Annotated in this window: 18 protein-coding genes; 16 read left to right on the plus strand and 2 right to left on the minus strand. The window is 55.2% G+C overall.

The genetic code is table 11. The annotated features are described in order from the left end of the window. The first annotated feature begins 83 nt into the window (after positions 1–83). Positions 84–548 carry a DUF420 domain-containing protein gene (locus D3H35_RS16015; protein WP_119150274.1) on the plus strand — a complete coding sequence of 155 codons (465 nt, stop codon included), beginning with the start codon at positions 84–86 and terminating at the stop codon, positions 546–548. Positions 549–859: 311 nt separating this feature from the next. Next, positions 860–4,684 (plus strand): NEAT domain-containing protein, encoded by a 3,825-nt coding sequence (locus tag D3H35_RS16020; protein WP_119150275.1) that lies wholly within the window; start codon positions 860–862, stop codon positions 4,682–4,684. A 1,268-nt stretch (positions 4,685–5,952) separates the two neighbouring features. Here the strand turns inward: D3H35_RS16020 and D3H35_RS16025 are convergent. After that, positions 5,953–6,411 carry a hypothetical protein gene (locus D3H35_RS16025; RefSeq protein WP_119150276.1) on the minus strand — a complete coding sequence of 153 codons (459 nt, stop codon included), beginning with the start codon at positions 6,409–6,411 and terminating at the stop codon, positions 5,953–5,955. Between the two features lie 447 nt (positions 6,412–6,858). On the opposite strand from D3H35_RS16025, the gene D3H35_RS16030 reads away from it, so the two are divergent. The 14 genes from D3H35_RS16030 (at position 6,859) to D3H35_RS31370 (ending at position 19,665) form a co-directional block, all read left to right on the plus strand. Beyond that, entirely contained in the window at positions 6,859–7,803 is a 945-nt protein-coding gene (locus D3H35_RS16030) for an ABC transporter substrate-binding protein (RefSeq protein WP_233567960.1), read from the plus strand. Continuing rightward, positions 7,800–8,798 carry a FecCD family ABC transporter permease gene (locus D3H35_RS16035; protein ID WP_119150277.1) on the plus strand — a complete coding sequence of 333 codons (999 nt, stop codon included), beginning with the start codon at positions 7,800–7,802 and terminating at the stop codon, positions 8,796–8,798. Before D3H35_RS16030 ends, D3H35_RS16035 begins: the two co-directional genes overlap by 4 nt. After that, complete coding sequence (gene isdG / locus D3H35_RS34180; protein ID WP_147355858.1) at positions 8,798–9,910, plus strand: heme oxygenase; 1,113 nt, start codon at positions 8,798–8,800, stop codon at positions 9,908–9,910. Before D3H35_RS16035 ends, isdG begins: the two co-directional genes overlap by 1 nt. A 728-nt stretch (positions 9,911–10,638) precedes the next feature. Further along, positions 10,639–10,767, plus strand: a complete 129-nt coding sequence (locus D3H35_RS33575) for a hypothetical protein (RefSeq protein ID WP_267901397.1) — start codon at positions 10,639–10,641, stop codon at positions 10,765–10,767. Between the two features lie 25 nt (positions 10,768–10,792). Next, the gene (locus tag D3H35_RS16050; RefSeq protein WP_158594139.1) at positions 10,793–11,830 is read left to right on the plus strand and encodes an NEAT domain-containing protein; all 1,038 of its coding nucleotides are present in this window, start codon (positions 10,793–10,795) and stop codon (positions 11,828–11,830) included. A gap of 19 nt (positions 11,831–11,849) precedes the next feature. Continuing rightward, complete coding sequence (gene isdE, locus D3H35_RS16055) at positions 11,850–12,776, plus strand: heme ABC transporter substrate-binding protein IsdE (protein WP_119150281.1); 927 nt, start codon at positions 11,850–11,852, stop codon at positions 12,774–12,776. Between the two features lie 42 nt (positions 12,777–12,818). Beyond that, positions 12,819–13,802 (plus strand): FecCD family ABC transporter permease, encoded by a 984-nt coding sequence (locus tag D3H35_RS16060; protein WP_119150282.1) that lies wholly within the window; start codon positions 12,819–12,821, stop codon positions 13,800–13,802. Between the two features lie 35 nt (positions 13,803–13,837). After that, complete coding sequence (locus D3H35_RS16065) at positions 13,838–14,515, plus strand: response regulator transcription factor (protein ID WP_119150283.1); 678 nt, start codon at positions 13,838–13,840, stop codon at positions 14,513–14,515. After that, the gene (locus D3H35_RS16070) at positions 14,512–15,849 is read left to right on the plus strand and encodes a sensor histidine kinase (RefSeq protein WP_119150284.1); all 1,338 of its coding nucleotides are present in this window, start codon (positions 14,512–14,514) and stop codon (positions 15,847–15,849) included. Before D3H35_RS16065 ends, D3H35_RS16070 begins: the two co-directional genes overlap by 4 nt. A gap of 155 nt (positions 15,850–16,004) precedes the next feature. Then, positions 16,005–16,841, plus strand: coding sequence for an electron transfer flavoprotein subunit beta/FixA family protein (locus D3H35_RS16075; protein WP_119150285.1), 837 nt, complete (start codon positions 16,005–16,007; stop codon positions 16,839–16,841). Continuing rightward, positions 16,838–17,869, plus strand: a complete 1,032-nt coding sequence (locus D3H35_RS16080; protein ID WP_119150286.1) for an electron transfer flavoprotein subunit alpha/FixB family protein — start codon at positions 16,838–16,840, stop codon at positions 17,867–17,869. Before D3H35_RS16075 ends, D3H35_RS16080 begins: the two co-directional genes overlap by 4 nt. After that, entirely contained in the window at positions 17,859–19,157 is a 1,299-nt protein-coding gene (locus tag D3H35_RS16085; protein WP_119150287.1) for an FAD-dependent oxidoreductase, read from the plus strand. The genes D3H35_RS16080 and D3H35_RS16085 overlap by 11 nt, the downstream gene beginning before the upstream one ends. Then, positions 19,157–19,492 carry a ferredoxin family protein gene (locus D3H35_RS16090; RefSeq protein WP_119150288.1) on the plus strand — a complete coding sequence of 112 codons (336 nt, stop codon included), beginning with the start codon at positions 19,157–19,159 and terminating at the stop codon, positions 19,490–19,492. The genes D3H35_RS16085 and D3H35_RS16090 overlap by 1 nt, the downstream gene beginning before the upstream one ends. A gap of 14 nt (positions 19,493–19,506) precedes the next feature. Continuing rightward, positions 19,507–19,665, plus strand: coding sequence for a hypothetical protein (locus D3H35_RS31370; RefSeq protein ID WP_199728530.1), 159 nt, complete (start codon positions 19,507–19,509; stop codon positions 19,663–19,665). Here D3H35_RS31370 and D3H35_RS30365 read toward each other — a convergent pair. Continuing rightward, entirely contained in the window at positions 19,613–20,743 is a 1,131-nt protein-coding gene (locus D3H35_RS30365) for a hypothetical protein (RefSeq protein ID WP_147355859.1), read from the minus strand. The two genes, D3H35_RS31370 and D3H35_RS30365, sit on opposite strands and share 53 nt — an antisense overlap. Between the last annotated feature and the right edge of the window lie 40 nt (positions 20,744–20,783).

The raw sequence follows: 20,783 nt of genomic DNA on the forward strand, positions 1-20,783 counted from the left end.
GATTCGTTTGCCCTTAGGACGGCGGACAGGTAGAATGTAGACAGTTAGGCAGATTTCATGTCGATGGAGCAGGTGAGTCCCTGATGTCTTGGTATTTCATATTTCCTACTGTCAGTACGAGCTTCATAGCGCTTAGCGCGATTCTGGTAGCGATCGGCTGGCGTCAAATTATTAAGCGCAAGCGCGAGGCGCATGAGAAGACGATGGTTGCGGCTGCGGTGGCGGCGCTGCTCTTCTTTATCATCTACATGTCGCGGACGATTTTCATCGGCAACACGTCATGGGGCGGTCCGGACGATCTGAAGACGATCTACTTGATTTTCCTGCTGTTTCATATCGTGCTGGCAACGGTTGCCGCCGTCTTCGGCATTACGACTCTAACGCTGGCCTGGCGCAAAAAATTCGCCAAGCATCGCAAGTGGGGACGTACGACGGCGCTCATTTGGTTCGCGACGGCGCTCACCGGCATTACCGTGTACGTGCTGCTCTACTTGTGCTATCCGGGCGGACATACGAAGCCGGTTATCGATGCGATTTTTGGAACTTGAGTGCGAGAGCATGTTGAATAGGGAGACGATCCGAGGAAGGGCTGGTTAGCGTAAAGCGGCCCTTCGCGGGTCGTTTTCATTTTTAAACTGTAATCTAATGTTCATTCTCCGTTCACGTTTTAAAAGTAAACTATTAGCTGATGCTGACATCGTTTAGCGCCGACAATGGTTTATTTTTTTTGAACAAATATTGATAATGATTATCATTATTGTCTAAAAAGGAGGGAGGACGTTAGCCCGCATCGATCTAAAAGCGGTGCAGCTTGCTCGCGTAAGACATCATCCAATCTATCGATAAGGAGAGTTCGGCATTGAAATTGAAAACCCGGTTAAAGACGACAATCGTCTTCTTGTTATCTTTTAGCTTGATTCTATCGTACTTATATGCGGGGCCGATTGCTTCCGCATCGGCGGCCGCCGGCAACGCTCTGGTTCAGAACGGCGCGTACCAGCTCGATTTTAACATCCTGAAGGACGGGGAAGTCTCCGTTTCGACGGCTAATATGTACATGAAGATCAACGGTACGAAGGGGACGCTGAGGGTAAATGACGGAGTCATTACTTTCGAGCATGAGATCGAGACGGAAAATCTGAACAAATTCGAATATTTGGGTTATCGACCCGACGGCGCAGCGAAGCCTCCGATTTCAGGCTCAAGCGCCCCGGATACGACCGCTTATGTGAATGCGACAGTCAGTGCAGGACCGACGGCGGATAAGAAGATTATTCGGTACGCCATAACGGACATTACGAAGAAACAAGACATTCTAATGCACATTAATATTACGGAGATCGGATATAACCATTGGTATCATGCGCAAATCGGCATCGACACTGGCCCGCTGAACTTGCCGGGCAGCGGCGGAGAGGATCCAGGGACGAGCTCCGGCGAAGGCTCGAATTCGGGCAGCGTAACGCTGGAGAAGTTGCAGACGTTATTGGCGAAAGCTCAAGAGGTCTACGAGGGAAGCGCGGAAGGAGCGGCTTACGGACAATACCCGGCCGGCAGCCGAGCGTTGCTGGAAACGGCGATTTTTGCCGCGAAGGTGGAATTGAACGCTACGACCGAGGGCGATCAGGCCGCTTACGCGACCATTCACAATAAGCTCGAACAGCATTTGAAGGGATTTCAGGCGCTGCAAAAAGTGGCGGACAAAACGGCGCTGCGGGCGCTTCTTCCGGCTATGTCCAAGTTCATTAGCAAGGCGCTCGTTAACGGACAAACGAACGGCGGCCCCGGCGACGTGAAATCGGCTACTGTCGCAGGAGAATACTTTCATAGTGACATTAAAAGCCTCCAGAGGCTTTTGACGAATGGGGAAAAGTATTTGGAAGACCCCGCGGCTACGCAAACGCAGGTCGATAATACGGTTACCGGCATCAGAGGGCAATACGAATGGACGTTGCAGCACAGGTATGTGGAGTTTGAGCCTTTCGAATTGTACGTGCTGGACACACCGAATGCGACCAATGAGGAGTCCGCGAAAGTCGGATTGTTGAGCCGCGCGGTGACGACGATCTCTCAAGCCTCCTATACGGTAAATTCGGGAGAAGTGCTCGGTAACATTCGGTTGAATCAAAGGCCGGACGACAACAAGGTCATGTTTTTCATACCGTTCGGGAACGGCGTGTATTTCAGCCCCGATATGTATGAAGCTATTCTTCCTGCGGCTGTTACCAGATATCCCAATACGGCGATCGGCGACACGGTCTATCAGAGCGCTCTGAAAAGCTTTGACGACAATCTGGATACCGTATGGAGCGGACTCGGGCATATTACGTTCAAGCTGAACGGAGTGAAGCAATCGCTCTACTTAAGCTTCAACCGGCTTATCCATCAGAAGCTTAAGCAATCTCTAGTCGATGCCGTACGCTATCATGACAAGGCACCAAAGCTTTCGGGCGCGGACGCTGCGGATTATGACGCGGCCAAGGCGGATTTGTCGGACGCGATCGCCGCGACGGAGCCTGTCGCCGCTAATTTGAATGCGACGAGACCGGATATTCTTAACGCCGCTGCGGATTTGAAAGCCGCCGTCGATGCTTTCAAAGCGGTGGCGCAGTTCGAATACGACTTGTACTACTCGACGCTGCACGCCACGCACTCCGCGTTTTCCGAAGTTGACAGCTACTTGGCGAAGCCTGCCAAAATATTGCCTCGTAGCGACGGAACGTACGAAGTTACGCTGACGGTCAAAGGAAGCTCCGTTATTCGGGAATTGAAGGTCGCGAAGGATGGCGTTTACTCCGACGTGACGGTGCTTAGCGAAAATACGGCCGACAACAGCCGGGTCGTTCGGTTTGTTGCGGCTGACTTGACGCAGCAGACGCTGGCGAAGGTAAGGGTCGTCACGTCGCATCAGGGAGCCTCATACGACAACACCTACGACATTCGCTTCCATTTCAACGACGTGGACAATACCGCGCTGCAGGGGGAGATCGCGGCCGCGAACGGCAAGCTGCGGGCGGCTGTCGTCGGCACGCAGGTGGGGCAGTATCCGCTAACGGCGAAAACGGCGTTGTCCGACGCGGTTGCCGCTGCGGGCGAAGTCGCCGTGAACGGAGCGAATACGGAAGCGTTGACGGCATCCGCGCTTACGGCTCTACAGCAAGCGGTGCAGTCGTTCGACGCTTCCGTCGTTACGGCGAACGATCTGCCCGACGGCGAATATACGATCGGTTTCACCGTTTTGAAGAAAGATCAGGAAGAGGTCTCGACTCTTAACGGCTATGCGGTATCGCCTGCAAGGCTACGTATCGCCGGCGGCGTTAAGACAATCTCCTTCACCTTGAAGCAGAGCGCGGAAATTCCGTCGCTGAAGGTGAACGGCCAAGCGGTAACGGTGGAGAGCACGAACGCGACTGCCAATACGAGAGTCGTATCGTTCCCCGTAACAGACTTGACCGTCGATACGGTCGGATGGACGAAGTTCAATTGGGCGGCGCAGAGTATTTATAGCGAGTACGACATCCGCTTCCGGTTTGACGGCGCTTCTGCGGCTCCGTATGTGAGCGGACCGGATCCTGCGGGACCTGTCGTACCGGGCGTTCCGGGCGGAGGCTCGGGAACCGGCACACTGCAGGACGGGAACTACTTTCTTCCTTTCCGGATTTTGAAGAACGGGACGGACAGTACGTCAATCGCGAACGATTATGTCATCAGTCCGGCGCTGCTGAAAGTGGCAGGAGGGAGCAAAACGGTGTCGTTCACCGTCTTGCGGAGCTTCGAAGTCAATCAGATTACTATGAACGGCAGCAGCGGCAGCATCGTCAGCCGCGACACGGCGAACAATACTCGGGTCGTGTCCTATCCGCTGACGACGTTGTCGGGCAAACAAAGCGGCACCGTTCGAATCGATTGGAATGAATTCAACTATCACCATTCGTACGATATTCAATTTCAGTTCGATGAAGGCTCCATGACTTCTGCGGGTGGCAATCCGACCGTTCCTGGAGGCAACGGCAACATATCCAGCCCGAGTCTCGAAAACCCGGGTACGGATGAGGAGAAACCGCCAACGGAAACTGAACAGCCGAAAACGGAAGAAAGCAGCAACGAAGAGCAAGCGCCAAAAGCGAACTTCTCCGATACGGGCAGTCACTGGGCAATTCGCGAAATTAACCGTGCCGTTCAATTGGGCATCGTATCAGGCTTCAAGGATGGAAGCTTCCGTCCGAACCAAAACATTACTCGCGGCGAGCTTATTACGATCGTCAGCCAAGCGTTGAAGCTGGAAGGAGACGTCAGTGAATCCGATTTCCGAGATCTCGAGCAAATTCCGGCGTGGGCGCGCAAGCATGCCGTCCTGGCCTCGAAGCTCGGCTTGATAAGCGGGTATGAGGACGGTACGTTCCGCGCCGGCAAATCGATTACGAGAGTAGAGCTGGCGATTATCATTGCGAAGGCTGCCGGGCTGGAGTTGAAGGACGACGCCCGGTTAACGTTCGCGGATGCGGGGAATATACCGGAGTGGGCGCGCAAATCGATTGCGGCGGCCGTCGAAGCCGGATTAATCAAAGGCAAAGGCAATAACAGGTTCGATCCGAACGCACCTGCTACGCGGGCAGAGGCGGTAACGCTAGTTCTGGGCTTGCTCGATTTGGACGCGAAAGCGGCCAAGAAGTCTGCCGAATAAGAAGCGTACAGCGAAGAGGCTGTCCCGAAGGTCCGAAGCGGCCCGAGGGACGGCCTTTGTTGTTAGTAGGCAGCCCGTTCGCCGACACAGTAGCCCTCCTGTAGCTGGTTAATTTCTCCGTTCGCCCGTCCGCCAACTTAGTAGCCCAACCCTAGCCGGTTAATTTCTCTGTTCGAACGTCCGCCAACTCAATAGCCCTACCGTAGCCGGTTAATTCTTCCGTTCGTACGTCCGCCAACTTGGTAGCCCAACCACAGCCGGTTAATTTCTCTGTTCGCCCGTCCGCCAACTTAGTAGCCCAACCCTAGCTGGTTAATTTCTCCATTCGCCCGTCCGCCAGCCCAGTAGCCCAACCCTAGCCGGTTAATTTCTCCATTCGCCCGTCCGCCAGCCCAGTAGCCCAACCACAGCCGGTTAATTCTTCCGTTCGCCCGTCCGCCAGCCCAGTAGCCCAACCCTAGCCGGTTAATTCCTCTGTTCGCCCGTCCGCCAACTTAGTAGCCCAACCCTAGCTGGTTAATTTCTCCATTCGCCCGTCCGCCAGCCCAGTAGCCCAATCCTAGCCGGTTAATTTCTCCATTCGAACGTCCGCCAGCCCAGTAGCCCAACCACAGCCGGTTAATTCTTCCGTTCGCCCGTCCGCCAACCCAGTAGCCCTACCGTAGCGGGTTAATTTCTCCGTTCGCCCATCCGCCAACTTAGTAGCCCAACCCTAGCCGGTTAATTTCTCCGTTCGCCCATCCGCCAACTTAGTAGCCCAACCCTAGCCGGTTAATTCCTTTGTTCGAACGTCCGCCAACTTGGGAGCCCAACCACAGCCGGTTAATTTCTCCGTTCGCCCATCCGCCAACTTAGTAGCCCAACCCTAGCCGGTTAATTCCTCTGTTAGAACGTCCGCCAACTTAGTAGCCCAACCACAGCCGGTTAATTCCTCCGTTCGCCCGTCCGCCAACTTAGTAGCCCAACCCTAGCCGGTTAATTCCTCCGTTCGCCCGTCCGCCAACTTAATAGCCTAACCACAGCGGGTTAATTTCTCCGTTCGCCCGTCCGCCAACTCAATAGCCCTACCCTAGCCGGTTATTCCGTCCATTCGAGTGTCGGACTGGAGTGCGCCAAAGAGGCGATTAGGCGTTGCGTTGGACGTTGGACAGGCTTTACGTTTTTCATGATGCTCCTTGTCTCTTTGCCGAAAAAAAGACCGCTTCCCGGAAGCACTCCGGTTAGCGGTCGCAATTGCAGCAGATCAAGACTCTAAGACGGGCTGTCTATTAGTAGTCGAGGAACAGATTATATTGCTGGTTGTGGATGCCGGCTACGTTCACATGCAGCAAAACCGGCAAATTGTCCGTCAAGTTGGCGACTCCACTGAACGTGAAGTACGTATAGGAGCCCGACACCGTTTTGCTTGCGGCAACCTCGTACGTGCCATCTCCGGTTGGAGCGCCGTTAAGATCCACGTACAAGGACGGGTAGCTTATCGGTATAAGAGGGAAGGACGGCTCGAAGTTTTTAAGCTTCAGCGTCACCGTGTAGTTGCCCGCAGAGCCCGTTATATCGACGACTCCGCCATCGATATAAGAGGAAGCATGCGCCGAAGGGGACCCCGAGCTGTCCAGGAACTGGGCGGAATACGGGGCGGCGGAAGCCGGCAGCGCGAACGATAGTACAAGTGCCAAAGCCATCAATAGAGCAATCGATTTTTTGTTGAAGAAAGAGATTTTAGACATAATGAAATACACTCCTTTGATTGTTTAGAATAGTTGAATTGCCGGTACTAACAGGTATATCCGCTTGTGTGTCAGCCCCCCGATGTTAGTTAACTTCGCTTCGCCCCTCCATTCGAACGGCTCAGGTTGGCAGCTGCAACGACATCATAATAATGATTATCATTATCAATGAATAATCAAAAAAATAATACCTTGCACCGTACCTTAACGACCGTACGGCATTCACTGCGAAACCGACGAGCCTAATTTAACTGCATTTTGAATGATACATGGCATTCATGAACGGAGCATGAACTTTGCATTACAAATTGGACAGATTCTCCCAGATCAGGATCGGCTGAAAATGTAATCTGAAATTCATGTTCCGTTCACAGTCCGAATGTACACTTTAGCTGTAATCAACAATGATAATCACTATCATCTATTGCGGGCTGGAGGCATATCCCATTGAAGGAAAGCGCAAGGCGCCGCGTTGCTATGCTCATTCCGACGATTCTCTTGGCGGGAGTGATGACCGGTTGCGGTGCGATGAATGCAAGCCAAGACGCTAGCGAAGGGAAGCTTGTCGTCGAGGACTTCGCGGGGCGCAAGGTGGCGTTCGACGAGACGCCGAAGCGAATCGTCGCTTTGGGGAACGGCGAGCTCGACATTGTGTACGCGCTGAAGGGGACGCTGGTAGGGAGACCGGACGATCATGGCTCTCTCCCGAATGAAGCAGCTCGGGAAGTTCCGATCGTCGGTTCGGTCCATACGGTCGATTTGGAGAAAATAGCGGCGTTGCGGCCGGACGTCGTGCTCGGCAATCATCCGATCAACGACAACGATATTCCTAAGCTGGAGCGAATTGGCGTCAAGCTCGTTCTTACGCAAGCGAATTCTATCGAAGATATTCGTCGCGAGATCCTGCTGCTGGGCAAGATGTTGGGCAAAGAAACGCTTGCGTCAGAGACGGTCGACGTGATGAATCGCAAGCTAGCGGACATAAAGGGTCGGCCGAAGGGGGCTCAACGAGCGCTTGTTGTCTATGGCGCTCCGGGAACTTATTTGGCGGCATTGCCGAATTCGTTGGCGGGAAATCTGCTGGAGACTGCCGGCGGCTACAACGTCGCTTCGGATTTTCCCAGCTTGCAGAACTTTCCGCAATACGCGCAATTGAATGCGGAGCGTGTAATTGAAGCGAATCCGGATTTGATTCTGGTTATGACTCACGGCGACTCGGAGGAAGTGGAGAAGGGCTTCGTCCGGGAGATGGAGAGCAATCCGGCATGGAACTCGCTCGCGGCGGTGCGGAACAAGCGAATTCACGTGCTCCCCTCGGAATTGTTCGGAACGAACCCTGGAACGCGCGCGGCGGAAGCCGTGGAGCGGCTCGCGGAGCTGCTGGAGCCATGAACGTGCGCACACGAAATAAGCGGCGGCGTTGGCTGGCTCTGGCGATTGTTCCGGCACTGATCGCGACGATATTATTCGGAGTCGGCAGCGGTTCGGTATCGATCTCGTTTTCGGAAATTGTGCGCGTCCTGTTCGGAGAGGGCAATGCCGTGAATGAGTCGATTATTTGGGACGTGAGACTTCCGCGCGTGTTGGTCGGGTTGTTGACAGGGGCATGTCTTGCCGCTTCCGGCGCTCTGCTACAGGGCGTTATGCGAAATCCGCTGGCAGACCCTGCAATTATCGGCGTATCGGCCGGAGGCGGCATCGGAGCCGTAATCGCGCTCGTTCTTTTTCCCCAATTCAGCTTGCTGCTGCCAGGATTCGCTTTCGCCGGAGCCGTGGTATCCTCGGCATTCATCTACTTTCTGGCCTGGGACAACGGAAGCTCTCCCGTGAAAATCGTGCTTGCTGGCATCGCCGTCAACGCATTTCTGGGAGGAATCATGAACGGCATTATGGTGCTGAACAGCGACCGGATTCAGAGCGTCATTCCGTGGCTGGCGGGAGGCTTGAGCGGCAGAAGCTGGCCGCATCTCCTGTTCATGCTGCCGTATGCCGCCGTAGGTCTGGCGCTGACTCCACTCGCCATGAAATCTGCGAATCTGCTCATGCTCGGCGACCAGTCGGCGCAATCGCTGGGACAGAACGTGGAGCGCCATCGATTTCTAATCGTTGCGTTGTCCTCGTTGCTCGCAGGCGCGGCTGTTAGCGTTGCGGGGCTTGTCGGTTTCGTTGGTTTGATCGTGCCGCATGCCTTCCGACTGCTGATCGGCGAGGACTACCGCTATCTTCTGCCGTTCTCGATCGTCGGCGGCGCAATCCTGATGGTCGCAGCCGATACGGCGGCGCGCAGCTGGTTCGATCCGCTGGAGCTGCCCGCCGGCATATTGCTGGCATGCGTCGGCGCTCCTTTTTTCTTAATGCTGTTGAAAAAAAGGAGGTTGATCAAGTAATGGCGGTTGAAATTAGCGAGCTTGCCTATAAGCAGGATCATTTCCAGCTGCATGTGGCGAACGAGAAGCTGCCGAAGGGCCGAATTACCGCTATTGTCGGGCGCAACGGCTCGGGAAAATCGACTTTGCTGCGAATGATCGCCGGATTGATCCGGCCCGAGAGCGGTGCGATTCACTATGACGGAGAACCGGGGACGGCTTTTTCGCGGAAGCAATTCGCTCTCAAGGTGTCCATGCTAAGTCAGGACAAAGGACATATCCCGGATCTGACGGTGCGTGAGCTAGTCGCTCTCGGCAGGGCGCCCCGCCAATCCTCTTTTCGCAGCCGGATGTCGCCCGAGGATGAGAGAGCAGTCAAATGGGCGTTGTCCGCAGTCGGCATTCGCCATAACGAAGACCGTCTGTTCCACACCTTATCGGGCGGGGAGCAGCAGAAGGCGCGAATCGCTATGGCGCTAGCTCAGGAAGCGCAAATTATTTTGCTCGACGAGCCTACGACGTACTTGGATCTGGCGTTTCAACTGGAGCTGATGGAGACGCTGCGCAGGCTGAATCGGAGTCTGGGGTTAACCATCGTGATGGTGCTTCACGATTTGCAGCAAGCGGCTGCGTACAGCGACTATCTGATTGCGATGGAGAACGGCCGAATCGCGGCCAGCGGACCGCCGAAATCGGTTATCGATCAGCGCTTTATGCTGAACGTGTTCGGGGTAGCGGCCCAAATCGATCTGAAGGGTTCATATCCCGTCATTATTCCAATTCCACAACCATTCAAGGAGGAAACAAACATGGTGATTGTAACGAATGTCTCGCAAATTACGAAAGGCAACGGGGAAAAGCTGATCGAGCGCTTCAACCGTGTAGGGAAGGTAGAAGGGATGAAAGGGTTTCTGGGCCTTGAGGTCATGCTGACCGAGAATACGAAGGAGTACGACGAAGTGACTGTCAGCACCCGTTGGGAGAGCAGAGAGGACTTCCAGCTATGGACGCGCAGCGAAGCTTTCCGCGAGTCTCATTCGCACCGCGAAAAGCCGGACTATATTCTCTCCAACAAAATCGTCTATTACGACGTAAAGGTTGTACGCCAGCCGTTTGCTCAAGTGGAGCAATAAGACGTTAGAGAGAGCTTTCGGGGGCGGCTCCAACTCCCGAAAGCTTTTTCATAGAATTTCAGAAAGCATAAGTTTTCAACCTCTTGCACCCACATGAGCATCTCAAAGACACCTGAACCGACAGAGGAGCGGTGCTTGGAACCGACCTTTCTTGGAGACGTGTGTCCGACTCCCAGGACCGAACCCGAAGCCGGGCTTGTCGCCGAACCAAACCGAGCCGCGCCGAATGACCGATGGACGCTCCGCCCCGAGCCGTACTAACGCTGAATGACCGATGGACGAACGGCCCCGAGCCGGACTAACGCCGAATGACCGATGGACGCTCCGCGCGCCAAGCCTAGCCCGACGTTCAACTGCAAAATATACCTTTATTTTGAGGGTAGATCGGTGCGTTAGCGATATTACCTGCAAAGGGTACATTTAATTAAGGCGCTTTTAGCGTTCAGCACCGAAATGGAAAAAAATAACGGTGCTTTTTGCAGTTCGATCTCAGCGGTGTGGCTCTACGGGATGAATAGCGGTATCTATTGCAGTTAATCCAAAACTTCGACGTACAAAGGACTCCGAAGGCGTATTTGCTTGTTGAGCTGCAAATTGAGGAGTCTCAGACCGGTTTGGCCGGGCTGACTTGTTCATGCAACACCGACGCGCTGCGGGGTGAAGCAAGCAATTGGGATAAAATTCAAAATACTATTGACGCGGGACGTTAAATATAGGTAACATATAACATGATAATGATTATCAATATCAACATCAACATCAACATCAACATCAACATCAACATCAACATCAACATCAACATCAACATCAACATCAAAATTAGTAACATCAATAAACGCATGGATAATAGACGGTGAACCGACAAGAAGGAGCTGGATTTCCTTGAAATATCGCTTGGCAGTACGGAGTCTGCTTGCAGCGCTCGGAATTTGGTTGTCGATAGGATCTTCCCTGGTTTTTGCCGAGACGGCGTTGGCTGACGGAAAATATACGGCCGATTATTTGGTGTTGAAAGCCGAGGACGATTCCGTTTCCATGGCGAACGACTACTGGGAGAAGCCGGCGACCGTCGTCGTTAGCGGCGGTACGGCGAAGGTTCAACTGAAGATCAACCATAGCAAATGGGTAACGGAGTTCAAGGTTCCCGGCAATGGCGGCTACGTCGATACCAAGGTTGTTGTCGTCAACAAGCGGGAAGACAAGCGGGTCGTGGAATTTTCGGCGAATGTGACAGAGCCGATCGTCGCCAAAATCCACGTTACCGTGCCGGATATCGATTACGACCATGATTACACGATCCGGCTCGTATTCGACTCTTCCAGCTTCAAACTTGTATCAAGCGCCGAGAAGAATAATGGGGCTGCGCCGACTAAGGAACCGGCATCAACGCCTGCCGCAACGGGGAAGACAGAGCCGGCGAACGCGAAAGCCGAGCAGCCGACCGGATCCGAAGCCCCCAAGCCGGCAAGCGAGCCGCAAGAGGCAGCCTCATCGACGCAGAAGCCGGAGACCGCGACGAAAGCGTCGGCAACGGCAAAAGCAGACGCTGCGTCCGCTGGCGAGAAATCGTCCGAAAGCGTCGCAAATGCCGAAGAAGCTTCCACCGAGTCGAGTCTCGCATCGGAACGACCGACCGATCAAGCGCCAAGTACGGAGGAGCTTAAAGAGAATGACAGCGAGGCTGCAAGTCCGTCCGCTTCGGCATCGGGAGAAGCGCTCTCATCCGACGAGGATGATCGGCAGACGGCCGCGTCTGGCGATGGAGAAGCGAACCAAGCGGCCGCATTGACCGGGACGGACGCCCCGAAGGAAGCATCTAATTCCAGAATTCAATGGTGGATAGCGGGTGCCGTCATCCTCCTTCTCGCCGGAGCAGCCCTCTACGTTCAAAGAGGAAAAAATCGAAAGCCCCAAGCTTGAACGGGCGGGAGGATCAACGATGGTTAAGAAGTTGAAGGGACCCGCGGCGCTCGTCGCGGCGCTTCTGTTCTGTCTGACCGGCTGCGGCGGCGCGCAATCGGGCTCGAATGCCGACGCTCCGACGGCTTCTGCGCCGACGGCCAAGGCAACGGAGGCTGCCGCCGAAGGGACGAAAGAGCATCGAATCGTCTCCACAACGGTCGCATTAACGCAAATTATGGACCGGCTGGAAATCGATTTGGTCGGCGTGCCGAAAAGCGTCAAGACGTTGCCGAAGCGTTACGACGGTGTCACGAAGGTAGGCAATCCGATGAGTCCGGACATGGAGCTGGTTAAGTCGTTAAAGCCGACGGAGGTGCTCTCCGTGACGACGCTGCAATACGATCTTGAGCCGGTATTCGTGAATGCCCGAATCGATGCGACGTTCGTCGATTTGACGAGCCTGGACAGCATGAAGACCGCGATTGCCAAGCTCGGCGAGAAGTACGACAGGCAAGAGAAGGCGGCGGAAATTATCGGCGAATACGACAAGGTATTAAGCGATATCCGCGAAGCTTCGGCAGGGAAGAAAGCGCCAACGGTATTAATTCTGCTAGGCGTTCCGGGCAGCTATTTGGTTGCTACCGAGCATTCGTATATTGGAGATTTGGTTCATCTGCTGGGCGGGGTCAATATCGTCCAAGGGGAGAAGGTCGAATTTCTGGCATCGAACACGGAATATTTGCAGCAAGCGAACCCGGACGTCATTCTCCGCGCCGCGCACGGCATGCCCGAAGAAGTCGTGAAGATGTTCGACGAGGAATTCAAGAAGAACGACATTTGGAAGCATTTCAGCGCCGTTCAGACAGGACGGGTGTTCGATCTCGACGAGAAGCTGTTCGGGACGACGGGCAATCTGGCTGTCGACGAAGCGCTCCATGCGCTGCTGCCTATGCTATACCCGTAACCCGAAGCAAGCTCTATCGAATGAAGCAAAGGATCGTGTGAGATGTTCAGACAATGGATGGTCATTCTCGTTGCCGCTGCGCTGCTTGCGACGGTAGCGGTCTTATCCGCAATGACGGGAAGCATCAAGGTCGGATTCGGGGAGCTCGTTCAAGGGCTGCTCTTCGGAAACAACGAACAAGTCGAGATTATCCGGGACTTGCGGTTTCCCCGCATTTTCGTTTCTATGCTTGCCGGCGCCGCACTGGCCGTATCCGGCGTCCTGCTTCAGGCCGTCATGAAAAACCCGCTGGCGGAGCCCGGCATTATCGGCATATCGTCGGGAGCCGGATTCGTCTCGATTACCGTCGTTACGCTGTTCCCCATGCTTTACTTCTGGTCGCCGCTGTTCTCCGTGCTCGGCGGTGCGTTCGCTTGCTGGCTCGTCTATTCCTTGTCCTGGCGAACGAATCTGAATCCGCTACGGCTCATTCTGGTCGGCATCGCCATTAACGCCACCTTCACCGGACTGGGGCAGTCTTTCAATTATCGCGGCAGCTATGCGGTTACGAGTGTCAATCAAGCTATCTCTTCCATTTTCACGATGAAAACGTGGGAAGACGTATACATACTCGGACTGTTCGGCGGAATCGGTCTGTTCTGTTCGCTGTTCCTCAGTCCGTGGTGCAACCTGCTTGCCTTCAGCGACGAGACGGCGCGCAATTTGGGCCTTCGTATCGTGCGGGTCCGGCTGGTCATCTCGGCTGCGGCTGTGCTTCTGGCTTCGGTGGCGACGGCGATCGGCGGACTGATTATGTTCGTAGGCTTGCTCGTCCCTCATATCGGCAGGGTGCTGGTAGGCTCGAACTACAAGGTGCTCATCCCATTCTCGGCGGTCGGGGGCGCGCTCCTCATCTTGACGGCCGACACCGTCGGACGAACGGTGCTTGCTCCGGCCGAGATTCCCGCCTCCATCCTGATGGCGGTAATCGGGGGCCCCTTTCTGATCTTTATTCTGAAGAGAAGCGACAACGTTCGCAAAACATAGGCAGCCAACTATCGGCAGGGGAGGAGGGAATGGCGATGAAGCACATGCTCATTACGGACGACGACGCCAATTATCGCAAATTGCTCGGTCATTATTTGACCCACGAAGGCTTTCGGGTGACGGAAGCGCCGAACGGTCGCGAAGCGATGGCCGTCCTGGGCAAACAAGTGATAGACCTCGCTATTCTGGATGTGATGATGCCGGAGGTCGACGGCTTGACTCTGTGCGATCACATTCGCAAAAACTACGACATTCCGATCATTCTCCTCTCCGCCCGCGATCAACTGAGCGATAAGGAGCAAGGATATCTCCACGGAACCGACGATTATATGACCAAGCCGTTGGAGCTGCCGGAGCTGCTCTTTCGGATCAAAGCGTTATTCCGGAGATATTCTCTTGCATCCAGCGACAAAATCAAGCTGAACCAGCTCATCATCGATCGGAAAAACTACGAGGTCGCGGTCGGCGACGAGGTGTTTTTTCCTCCGCTTAAGGAATTCGAGCTGTTGGCTCAATTGGCGGAGTATCCGGGCAGAGTATTTTCCCGCGACGAATTGATACGTCTCATCTGGGGCACCGATTACAGCGGCGACGAAAGAACGGTCGACGTCCATATCAAGCGGCTGCGCAAGCGGTTCTCCGAATACGAGCAGGGCTTCGCCATTCATACGATCAGAGGAATCGGCTACAAGCTAGAGGTATCCGCCTCATGAGATCGCTTTACATGCGAGTGTTTCTCGTAACCATCTATACGATTGCGGTGAGCTCCTTCATAGGCTTCATTATCGCCAACGCCTATTATAATTTGGAGCTCAAATCGTATAACGACTATAGAATGTTTACGGCAGCGGACAACATTCGCGCTTATATCGGACAGTATCCCGAGACGATGGGAGACTTCCTCGAACAAACCGCGTCGCTCGGCTACCAAATTTATGTGACGGATGCGAGGGGCAACGATATTTTTTACGGAGGGGAATTCCGCAAGAGCGATCTGTCCTCCGCAATCAAGGAAAGCGTCCTGTCCGGCACGGAGTATCACGGCATCGCCAAGCACCCCAATAAGCTGTTCTCAACGAGCTACTTCGACAATCGATTGAGCAATACGGTCGGCGTTCTTCTGGAAGCGGGCGCGGAGCGGTACGCTCTGTTTTTGCGGCACGATACTCGGCTGCAGTTCGACGAGCTGCGGACTTTTTTCGTGCTGCTTTTCGCGTTTACGGTATTGATCAGCATTCCTTACTTTTTGCTCAGCACTCGCTACCTCGTGCAGTCCATCGTTCGTCTGACCGAGGCGACCAAGCGAATCTCGCAGGGCATATTCCGATTGAAGCTCCCGACGGGCAGAAAAGACGAGATCGGGCAGCTCGCTTCGCATTTTCAAATGATGGCGCTCCAGCTCGAAAGATCGGATCAAGAGAAGAAGGATTTCGTCGCCAACGTCTCCCACGAAATCCAGTCTCCGCTGGCATCGATTCAAGGGTTTGCCGATTCGATAATAAGGGAAAATCCGGACAACGGCCAAATCAGTCATTATGCGGGCATTATCGGACAGGAGACCCGTCGCCTTGCGGCTCTCGGCAGGCAGTTACTGCTGCTTTCCACTCTGGACAACGCAACCGAAGCGGTAGATAAGAGAGCTTTTCTGCTGCAGCCGCAGTTGAGGCAGACGTTGCAGCTACTGGAGTGGAAAATTGCGGAAAAGGAAATCGCTGTCCGCTTGAGCGTCCCGGCAAGGCTGGAAATCCTCGGGGACAAGGTGCTGCTTATGCAAGTTTGGTCGAATTTGTTGTCCAATGCGGTGCAGCACATCCCGGAAGGCCGCTCGATCGAAATTCGCGCGTATCGGGAGGAACGCTTCTGTACGGTCGCCATTAGCGATACGGGCGACGGCATTGCCGCAGATAAGCTTCCGTTTATTTTCGAACGCTTCTATAGCGGAGATTCCGCCAGGCAACGGGACAAAGGAAATACCGGGCTTGGCTTGTCGATCGTGCAGAGGATCGTTCGGCTTCATGGGGAACCGTCGAAGCAGAAAGCCTCGTAGGGAAGGGGAGCGTATTTCGTATCCGCATTCCGTTCCGAGAAGCTTAGCAGTCCCGGCATTCCTTTCCGTTGCTTTTCGGACAAACCCAGGCATCATTCGCCCGTCCCCTTCATATATAGAAATCATGATGCGCTTTCTATTGGGGGATGGGCCATATGCTGCATATCGTCGCCTGCATCAAGCAGGTGCCGGATACGAAAATCATCAAGATGAATCCGAAGACGAACACGATGGACCGTTCCAGCGCTCCGGCGATTCTCAATCCTTACGATTCGCACGCGGTTGAGGAAGCCGTCCGATTGAGAGGGCGATACGGAGGCGTCGTGTCGGTGCTGACGATGGGGCCGCCGCCGGCGGTCAAGGCGATCAAAAAATGCATCGAGATCGGCGCTGACGAAGGGTACATGATCAGCGACCGGGCGTTCGCCGGAGCGGACACGCTGGCGACAAGCTATGCGCTGACGAAAGCTCTGGAGAAGATCGCGGACATTCGTCCGATCGATCTGATCGTCTGCGGCAAAATGACGATCGACGGGGATACCGGCCAAGTCGGTCCCGGAATCGCCCGAAGGCTCGATATTCCTCCGCTTACCTCCGTGAACAAAGTCGTCGAAGTGAACAAGGAAGAAGGCTACGCCATCGTCCACCGCAAGCTGGAGGACGGTTACGAAGCGATTCGGACGACGCTCCCGTGTCTTTTTTCCGTTGAGAAAGAAATCAATGAAGTGCCTTATTCTCCGCTGCCGAATATGCTTAGAGCGGCCCGTTACCAGCCGCATATTTGGTCTGTTGGCGATTTGCCGGACATCGACCGGCCCCAGCTCGGGCTCAAAGGCTCGCCGACGATCGTCAGCTCCGTCTGGGCTCCGCAAAAGCCGCAAGGCGGCAAGCTGCTGGAAGGCGATTCCGCCGCCGACCGGGTTCGACAGCTTCTCGATATCGTACTGGAGCGCAAAGAGCTGTTCGAGGCGGGACAGGGGGCGGCGCAATGAATTTCGACGATTATAGAGGCGTATGGGTGTTCATCGAGGAGAAGGACGGCGCTATCGCTCCGGTATCGCTGGAGCTTCTTGGGGCGGGTCGTCAGCTTGCGGAAAAACGAAAAACGGCTCTGGCGGGCGTCATTATCGGCGAGAATGTTGGCGATTTGGCTCAGAGCGCATTCGAATACGGCGCGGACGTCGCCTATGTGTACGACGATCCGATCTTTCGCCATTACCGGACGGAAACCTTCATGAAGGCGATGCTGGCTTGCGTGCAGAAGCATAAGCCGGAAATTTTGCTGTACGGCGCGACCTCCACGGGCAAAGACCTGGCGAGCGCGGTAGCGACGGATTTGCCGACGGGACTTACCGCCGATACGACCCAATTGGACGTCGAGGAGGATACCGGCTTGCTGCTCGCGAGCCGCCCGGCTTTCGGGGGGAACATTATGGCGACGATTTTGTGCAAAAAGTATCGTCCTCAGATGGCAACCGTTCGCCCCAAGGTTATGAAAGCGCTGCCTTGCGAGAAAGGGAGAAGCGGCGAAATCATCCAGGAGAGCATCCCGCTCGTCGAATCGGACGTGCGCACTAAGGTGCTGGAGATCGTCAGGGCGACGGAGAAACGGGTGAAGATCGACGAAGCCGACATCGTCGTTGCAGGGGGCAAAGGCTTGGGCGGGCCGCAAGGCTTTCAGCTCGTGCATAGGCTTGCGGACGTTCTGGGCGCGGCTGTCGGCGGAAGCCGGGATGTGGTGGAGGCCGGATGGATCGGGCACCATCACCAAGTGGGGCAGACGGGGGCAACGGTTACCCCGAAAATTTACTTCGCCATCGGCATTTCCGGAGCGATTCAGCATATCGTCGGCATGCAAAATTCGGGGCTTATTATCGCGGTCAACAAAGACCCGAAAGCGCCTATCTTCGGAGCTTGCCATTACGGCATCGTCGGCGATGCGCTGGAAATCGTGCCTCTGCTCATAGAAGGGTTCAAAGCAGCGCTTGGCCGGAAGGAGGAGAACGCGAATGTCATCTGAAAAATTCGACGTCATCGTCGTCGGAGCGGGGCCGGCGGGAATCGCTTGCGCTTACGAGCTGGCGAAATCCGGTGCGAATGTGCTGTTGATCGAAAGAGGAGAGTACCCCGGCTCGAAGAACGTCATGGGCGGCGTGCTCTATCGCAAAATGATGGAGGAAATCATACCGGACTTCCACAAGGAAGCGCCGGTGGAGCGGCCAATCGTCGAGCAGAGGTTCATGATGATGGATAAGACGTCCGCGGTCACTTTTTCGTACAAGGGGCTGGAGTGGGCGGAGGAGCCTTACAACAATTTCACGGTGCTGCGGGCGAAATTCGATCAGTGGTTCGCGGCGAAAGCGGTGGAAAAGGGTGCTTTGCTGCTATGCGAGACGGTCGTGCTGGAGTGCATTGTGGAGAACGGTAAAGTCGTCGGCGTGCGGACGGATCGGCCCGACGGGGAGCTGCGCGCGGACGTCGTCGTGCTGGCGGACGGCGTGAACTCGCTGCTTGCCAAGTCTCTCGGCTTCCACAAGGAGTTCCGGCCCGACGAGGTTGCGCTTGCGACGATGGAGGTTCTGAAGCTCGACAAGAAGGTAATCGAGGAAAGGTTCAATCTGGAGGAAGGCCAAGGCTGCACGATTGAGCTGTTCGGAGACGCGACGAAAGGAATTCTGGGCACGGGGTTTCTGTACACGAACAAGGATACGCTCAGCATCGGTGTCGGGACGCTGCTATCCGGCCTAATCAAGCATAAAATAAAGCCTTACGTCTTGATGGAGTACGTCAAAACTCACCCGATGATCCGCCCCTACATTCAAGGAGCGGAGCCGCAGGAATACTTGGCGCATCTCATTCCCGAAGGCGGGTACAAATCGATGCCGAAGGTGGCCGCAGCCGGCGTGCTCGTCATCGGCGACGCGGCGCAGCTTGTCAACGCCATTCACCGCGAAGGCTCGAACATGGCGATGACATCGGGACGAATCGCGGCGGAGACGATCGTCGGGGCGATGGGCCGGGGAGATTTCTCGGAAGCTTCGCTCGACGGCTACCGCAAGCGTCTCATGGACAGCTTCGTGGGGCAGGATTTGAAGAAATACAAGGACGCTACGCACCATTTTGACAAGTTCCCTCAATACTTCGAGCAGTACATTCCTATGATGAACAAGGCGGCGAGCACGATGCTGACGGTGGACGGCGCTTCCAAATGGGAGAAGCAGAAGCGGATTTGGCGCGACATCGGGCCGGCGAAGCAGAAGCTTAAGATGGCTCGCGACTTGTACCGGGCATGGAGGGTGATCAAGTGATGAGCGACGATACGAATCCTTCGGCGACAGCGGCTTCGGGCTCCGCAGCCGCGAAAGCGACGACAATCGAGGAGAAGCAGTATTTGCTGCGGTTCAATGCGGACACGCAATCGCACCTTCACGTCCTGAGTGCGGACGTATGTCTGGATCACTGCCCCGATAAGCTGTGCACGATTTTCTGTCCTGCGGAAGTGTACAAATGGGAGGACATCCGCATGCACGTCGGGTACGAAGGGTGCCACGAATGCGGAAGCTGCCGGATCGGCTGCCCTCACGAGAACATCAAGTGGGTCTATCCGAAAGGTGGACATGGAATCGTCTTTCGACTCGGCTAAGAGGAGTGAGGGGCATGTCACTGAGAGTGGGCGATGCCGTGGAATACGTGCCGGACGGCTCCAAGGGGACGATTGTCGAAATCGAAGGGAACCTGTACCATATCGTCTGGGACGATCATTTCAGCAGTTGGGAACGAGGCGAATATTTGCGGAAGAACGATGCCGTTCCTTGATCGAGTGCGGTATCGCCGTTAGCAGAGCGCGGGAAGCGGAACGGCTTTGTCCCTGTCGTCGTTGCGGCGGGGATATGGCCGTTTTTTTTGACATGTAGGCGATAGCCAATAATTGTTGGGCTGCAGCGGCGGAGAAGCGACGCGGCGAGCAAATAGCCAATAATTGTTGGGCTACAGCGGCGGAGAAGCGATGCGGTGAGCAAATAGCCAATAATTGTTGGGCTACAGCGGCGGAGAAGCGGCGTGGCGAGCCGATAGCCAATAATTGTTGGGCTACAGCGGCGGAGAAGCGGCGCGGCGAGTCGATAGCCAATAATTGTTGGGCTACAGCGGCGGAGAAGCGACGCGGCGAGCCGATAGCCAATAATAGTTGGGCTACAGCGGCGGAGAAGCGGCGCAACGAGCCGATAGCCAATAATTGTTGGGCTACAGGGTCGGAGAAGCGGCGCGGCGAGCAAATAGCCAATAATAGTTGGGCTACAGCGGCGGAGAAGCGATGCGGTGAGCAAATAGCCAATAATTGTTGGGCTACAGCGGCGGAGAAGCGACGTGGCGAGCCGATAGCCAATAATTGTTGGGCTGCAGCGGCGGAGAAGCGGCGCGGCGAGCAAATAGCCAATAATTGTTGGGTTACAGCGGCGGAGAAGCGATGCGGTGAGCAAATAGCCAATAATTGTTGGGCTACAGCGGCGGAGAAGCGGCGCGGCGAGCCGATAGCCAATAATTGTTGGGCTACAGCGGCGGAGAAGCGGCGCGGCGAGCCGATAGCCAATAATAGTTGGGCTGCAGCGTCGGAGAAGCGGCGCGGCGAGTCGATAGCCAATAATTGTTGGGCTACAGCGGCGGAGAAGCGATGTGGCGAGCCGATAGCCAATAATAGTTGGGCTGCAGCGTCGGAGAAGCGGCGCGGCGAGTCGATAGCCAATAATTGTTGGGCTACAGGGTCGGAGAAGCGGCGCGGCGAGTCGATAGCCAATAATTGTTGGGCTACAGCGGCGGAGAAGCGGCGCGGCGAGCAAATAGCCAATAATTGTTGGGCTACAGCGGCGGAGAAGCGACGCGACGAGCCGATAGGCAATAATTGTTGGGCTGCAGCGGAGGTAACTTTAATGCCCGGC

Origin of the sequence: Cohnella faecalis (assembly GCF_003570905.1) — a bacterium.
Taxonomy (GTDB): domain Bacteria; phylum Bacillota; class Bacilli; order Paenibacillales; family Paenibacillaceae; genus Cohnella; species Cohnella faecalis.

Bases quoted from the DNA above. Each gene is read 5' to 3' on its own strand.
- D3H35_RS16015 (WP_119150274.1), top strand. From the start codon at position 84: ATGTCTTGGTATTTCATATTTCCTACTGTCAGTACGAGCTTCATAGCG.
- D3H35_RS16025 (WP_119150276.1), bottom strand. From the start codon at position 6,411: ATGTCTAAAATCTCTTTCTTCAACAAAAAATCGATTGCTCTATTGATG.
- D3H35_RS16035 (WP_119150277.1), top strand. From the start codon at position 7,800: ATGAACGTGCGCACACGAAATAAGCGGCGGCGTTGGCTGGCTCTGGCG.
- isdG (WP_147355858.1), top strand. From the start codon at position 8,798: ATGGCGGTTGAAATTAGCGAGCTTGCCTATAAGCAGGATCATTTCCAG.
- D3H35_RS33575 (WP_267901397.1), top strand. From the start codon at position 10,639: ATGATAATGATTATCAATATCAACATCAACATCAACATCAACATCAAC.
- isdE (WP_119150281.1), top strand. From the start codon at position 11,850: ATGGTTAAGAAGTTGAAGGGACCCGCGGCGCTCGTCGCGGCGCTTCTG.
- D3H35_RS16060 (WP_119150282.1), top strand. From the start codon at position 12,819: ATGTTCAGACAATGGATGGTCATTCTCGTTGCCGCTGCGCTGCTTGCG.
- D3H35_RS16065 (WP_119150283.1), top strand. From the start codon at position 13,838: ATGAAGCACATGCTCATTACGGACGACGACGCCAATTATCGCAAATTG.
- D3H35_RS16070 (WP_119150284.1), top strand. From the start codon at position 14,512: ATGAGATCGCTTTACATGCGAGTGTTTCTCGTAACCATCTATACGATT.
- D3H35_RS16075 (WP_119150285.1), top strand. From the start codon at position 16,005: ATGCTGCATATCGTCGCCTGCATCAAGCAGGTGCCGGATACGAAAATC.
- D3H35_RS16080 (WP_119150286.1), top strand. From the start codon at position 16,838: ATGAATTTCGACGATTATAGAGGCGTATGGGTGTTCATCGAGGAGAAG.
- D3H35_RS16085 (WP_119150287.1), top strand. From the start codon at position 17,859: ATGTCATCTGAAAAATTCGACGTCATCGTCGTCGGAGCGGGGCCGGCG.
- D3H35_RS16090 (WP_119150288.1), top strand. From the start codon at position 19,157: ATGAGCGACGATACGAATCCTTCGGCGACAGCGGCTTCGGGCTCCGCA.
- D3H35_RS31370 (WP_199728530.1), top strand. From the start codon at position 19,507: ATGTCACTGAGAGTGGGCGATGCCGTGGAATACGTGCCGGACGGCTCC.